We start from the raw sequence: 4694 nt of genomic DNA, 5'->3' as shown, positions 1-4694 counted from the left end.
TCAGTGCCAACTCGTTTGGGTATCGTCCCAAAAGAGCCAGCACATGGCGGTAGCTCAATGTCAGGCCAACTGCCAAAAGTATAACTGGGCAATTGACCTTGATATCAAAGGTTTCTTCGACAACATTGACCATCGGCTACTTATAAGGGCAGTTAAGCGGTACACGACATCCAAACACATTCTGATGTATGTGAAACGCTGGCTCGATGCGCCGATACAAAAGCGGGATGGAAGCATCGAACCCAAGCAAGGCAAAGGCACGCCACAAGGGGGTGTAATATCTCCCTTGTTGGCAAATATATTTTTGCATTTTGCCTTTGACACATGGTTCGAGGAAACTTTTCCCAACTGTGCCTATGAACGTTATGCCGATGATATTATCATCCATTGCAAGCATTTCAAAGAGGCCTTAAATGTATTGGCAGCGGTAAAACAACGGATGCAACGGTGTAAACTGGAAATCAAGCAGGAGAAATCCAATATTGTTTACTGTAAGCGCAATCAGAAAAACCACCCCCCATTTAAGCCCAAATATGTCCAATTTGATTTTTTGGGCTTTACCTTTAAGCCAAGATGGATAAAGGATAAGGGGCGAAAAGCCCATTTAAGCTTTACCCCGGCTATAAGTAACAAACGGCGAAAGCGTATAGGTCAAACCCTGTATAAGTTGAAAATTCACCGCATGGTGCAATTCTCTATACATGACATTGCCATACTGCTTGAGCCCAAGATACGAGGCTGGATAAATTACTATGGGAAGTTCAGGTTTTCCGAGATGCGCAAGGTTTTCAGGGTTCTAAATTATCGTCTTATGATGTGGGTAAGGAACAAATACCGAAGGTTCAGGAAGAAAATCAAAACACATGCTTTTAGATGGCTGTGCAATGTAGCCAGACAGTATCCTAACACGTTTGTGCATTGGCAGTATGGTTTTCGTCCATAGCGACTTGGGCGGGAAGAGCCGTATGACGGGAGACTGTCACGTACGGTTCTGTGAGAGGTTTAGGGGTGAGATTCCCCTTTACCTACTCGACTTTATTCTCCACAGTCTGTCCATGCGATGGGGCAGCCATACTCTTTGACAAGTTTTGGTTTGCGTGTCAGCTTTTTGAGCGACTTGGCAATGTGTATGGATGCGAAGGGTAGGCATTTTAATCATTTATTGAAAAGTATTTATTTAATAATACCATAAACTGGTCAAATGAGATTTCATTTTTCCATATGTTCCTGCTAATATATAAAGACTCCGTCTTTTCTTCTAAGGCAACTTTTAACTCTGCTTGAGTATCAAGATTCTTCAAACCTAAATACCAATTATCAATAGTATCACCAATTTGATACCCAATATCAGGAACGAACTTTGAAGTTTTTATATAATATTCTGCATCAACTTGTTGTTCTCCCTCTGGTCTTGTCAGTACAGACAAAGCATAACAATCCCTTTCAATTACAGCGGTTTTTCCTTGAAGTAGGGACATATTAACATTACCTTTTAAAGCTTCTACACTTTTAATTTCAATTGCATATTCTTTACCATTTGCTTTAATTACAAAATCTTTACCAATATCTGGATTAAGAATTTCAAATGTAGGTTCTACTAATTCTAGAGCTTTTTTGAATGCTGTTTCTGCTGCTTTTCCAATAGTTTTCCAACGTTCAATTTGTTCTTTTGCTTCAAGCATTTCTTTAGCCTTCGCTAGTAATTTATCTGTACCCAATTCTTTTGCTGCATTTTCAAATAATTTCATTTCCTGCGGACTCAATTGTATTTTAGCTAATTCAGTAATATCTTCAATTGATTTACCTGAATTTTGGATATCCATAATTTGCTTACTAAATCCTTCACCAAGTGCAAGTACATAAAGAGTTGCTCTTTTTGTTGAAAATGTTGGCAAGTAAGCATTTGCGTTTGAAAATTGTTCGAACCAGTTATTTAATTGAAGGAACATTTCATTATGTGTGCCTCCTTTCTTTACTTTAATTTCAATATTTTGGTCATTGAAAAGCTTGTCAATTTCCTTCGTAAGAACTTCAACTTCTTTAGATTTTAGACCATCAAAGTTTATTCGATTATCAACAATAAAACGTCTTGGCTCACCTTTTCCAGTATAATCACGGTATATATTTTTAATGGAATCATCAAAATATTTTGGGTCATTTTCTGCAAAGACATAATCTTCATAAGGTCTGAACTCATCAGATTGGGTGGGAATTATACTACGTTTTAGTATAACCTCCCTGTTATCATCATTAAGAGAGAAAATAAAAGAGAGTAAATCATTCAGCCACGTAAAACAAGAATCTGTATGCCCTTCAAAATATTTTGTAGTAAAATTAGTGGGTTTTTGAGAGGTTTCAATAAGATGACAAATATACTTAATACTCCAAAATTCTGCTGAACGCCAATAATTCTCATAATCTACTGAAACCATTTTCCTTTCAGGTGCAAATCCAGGTAAAAGCTGGTTGATAATTGCAAACCATTTTTCTCTTCTGTATGCTTTGTCACTTCTAAATAAACAACATACATGAAAAACTGCTTTTATCTGTTCAGTGGTTGCAGATTCTACTTTGAGGTCACTAATCAAATCCTTATTTAAATGATTATAGAACTCTGATAAATCAAAAGCTTTTATAGCTGAAACTTGCCCCAATTTTCTATTTAGAAATTCTTCATCTAAACACCGACCTAAACCTTTGGAAACAAATTTAAATTCATTGTCAATAATAGGATGAATAGTTAAATCGTCACGCAGGCAAAATTGATTTGCTTCATTTAAATAGATTGGATATTCTTCTCCTAAAGAATTTAATTTATTTAAGTCAAGGTATTTATAAAGGTCTTTTAACCAATCAAACGACAATTCACTGTTAATGTCAATATTGTCTTGCATTATTTTTAATAAACCTTCTTCATCTATTGTGATTTCTTCTAACCAATGTTCTGTTTCTTGTGCAATAACTTCCTCCCAATAAAGAATACTTTCCTCTACAGGAACTTTCGTTGGTAGAAGTCTTGATACCAATGAATAAAAGTCTGCATTGTTATAAAGTTCAATGTTTGGAAATTTAGCTTGTCCAATTTTAATAAAATCACCAGAACAAGTCTTTACTATATTTTGCTGTAAAACAAAATCACGAATGATTTTCTGAATATTGGATTGGTACCAAGAAAGATTCGAATAGTTCTCAATAAGGGCAGGAAGACCACTTTTTGCAAGTAAATGTAAAGATTCTATATTTGCATCAATTAACTTTTGTGCAAAAACAATATAACATTGAACAAATTCAACCAAAGCTTTCCTATTCTTATCAGCAGTAGGGTCTTCTTCTTTTTCCGAAATCTTCTTAGTTCTTATTCCATTGTAAGCTCCCCTAAAAACGGGACAGTTTAAAAATAGAAAATTAAATACTAGATTTAAGCTGTAATTATGAAAAAGAAAAGATTCACACCAGAACAAATCGCCTCTATCCTAAAAGAATTTGAAAAGGGAAAGAGCGTACCAGAAATCATTCGGGAACATGGCGTTAGTCAAGCATCCTTTTATAAATGGCGTCAACGCTATGGCGGATTGGAGGCTTCTGAGTTAAAACGTTTAAAGGAGCTAGAGGAAGAGAACCGGAAGCTTAAAATGATGTATACTGAACTGGCCTTGGATTTAAAGATAGCTCGTGAGATTATCGAAAAAAAGCTTTAAAGCCCTGCATAAAACGCGATATTGTTCATGAGCTTAGTTGTGATTTAGAAGCGAGCATTGGCAGGGCGTGCCGCGTTATAGGAATAAGTCGTTCAGTATACTATTACCAGTTAAAAAAGGACGATTCAGAATTAATTCAAGCCTTAGATGAGCAAATGCAAGCTCATCCTACTGAAGGATTCTGGAAAGCGTATGAGCGTTTTCGTATGGCCGGAAAACCTTGGAATCATAAAAGAGTTTATCGTGTATATTGTATGAAGGGCTTAAATATTAGACGTAAGACTAAAAAACGTTTGCCTGCAAGAGTGCAACGACCGTTAGAAATCCCCGACCAGCCCAATGATACCTGGTCGATAGATTTTATGCACGATGCCCTTGTTAATGGTCGAAAGATAAAGGCCTTTAATGTAATGGACGATTTTAATCGTGAGGCTCTTCATGTAGAAATAGACCACTCTATAAAGAGTAATAGAGTAATATATGTTTTGAATCATCTGATTCATCGCAAGGGGAAACCCAAACGCATACGAATGGATAATGGCCCAGAGTTTATTGCCCAGCAATTAAAAGATTGGGCAGAAATGAATGAAATAGAAACAGTTTACATTCAACCAGGTAAGCCTACACAAAACTCACTCATTGAAAGGTTCAATGGAACTTTTCGTCGAGGAGTTTTTGATGCATATTTGTTTGACTCGCTTGACCAAGCCAGAACAATTGTATCAGACTGGGTCGATGATTACAACCGCTGCCGGCCGCATGATGCATTAGGTGGGATTAGCCCTTTGCACTATGCACAAAAACATGCACAAAAGCAACGTAATTGTGAACCTCCGTATTTTTCCCTTCACAACCCCTCTGTTCCTATGGGAGGGGATTATGAAGGAAAAAATACTACACTTGGTTAAATAAGGTCAGAGGAAAAAATTATAATTTAATGCTGTCCTAATAATGGGGAGCTCACACATTCCTAACCCATACAACAAAAGACTAGAA

The 4694-nt window shown here is 36.5% G+C and carries 3 protein-coding genes; 2 read left to right on the top strand and 1 reads right to left on the bottom strand.

Going from position 1 to position 4694, the window contains the following annotated elements; translation table 11 throughout:
- The coding region (locus ALKIM_RS18840) for a reverse transcriptase domain-containing protein (RefSeq protein WP_084555914.1) at positions 1-943 on the top strand (943 nt) is incomplete at its 5' end.
- A gap of 208 nt (positions 944-1151) precedes the next feature.
- Here ALKIM_RS18840 and ALKIM_RS0115160 read toward each other — a convergent pair.
- Positions 1152-3296, bottom strand: a complete 2145-nt coding sequence (locus ALKIM_RS0115160; protein ID WP_026475382.1) for a hypothetical protein — start codon at positions 3294-3296, stop codon at positions 1152-1154.
- A 135-nt stretch (positions 3297-3431) separates the two neighbouring features.
- On the opposite strand from ALKIM_RS0115160, the gene ALKIM_RS18835 reads away from it, so the two are divergent.
- A protein-coding gene (locus ALKIM_RS18835; protein WP_235714429.1) for an IS3 family transposase occupies positions 3432-4606 on the top strand; the annotation gives its coding sequence in 2 pieces (ribosomal slippage) (positions 3432-3693 and positions 3693-4606; 1176 coding nt in all).
- Positions 4607-4694 lie beyond the last annotated feature (88 nt).

The organism is Alkaliflexus imshenetskii DSM 15055, assembly GCF_000517065.1.
In the GTDB taxonomy this organism is placed as follows: domain Bacteria; phylum Bacteroidota; class Bacteroidia; order Bacteroidales; family Marinilabiliaceae; genus Alkaliflexus; species Alkaliflexus imshenetskii.
Note: the sequence above shows the minus strand (reverse complement) of the source record. Positions and strands in the feature narration are given on the sequence as shown.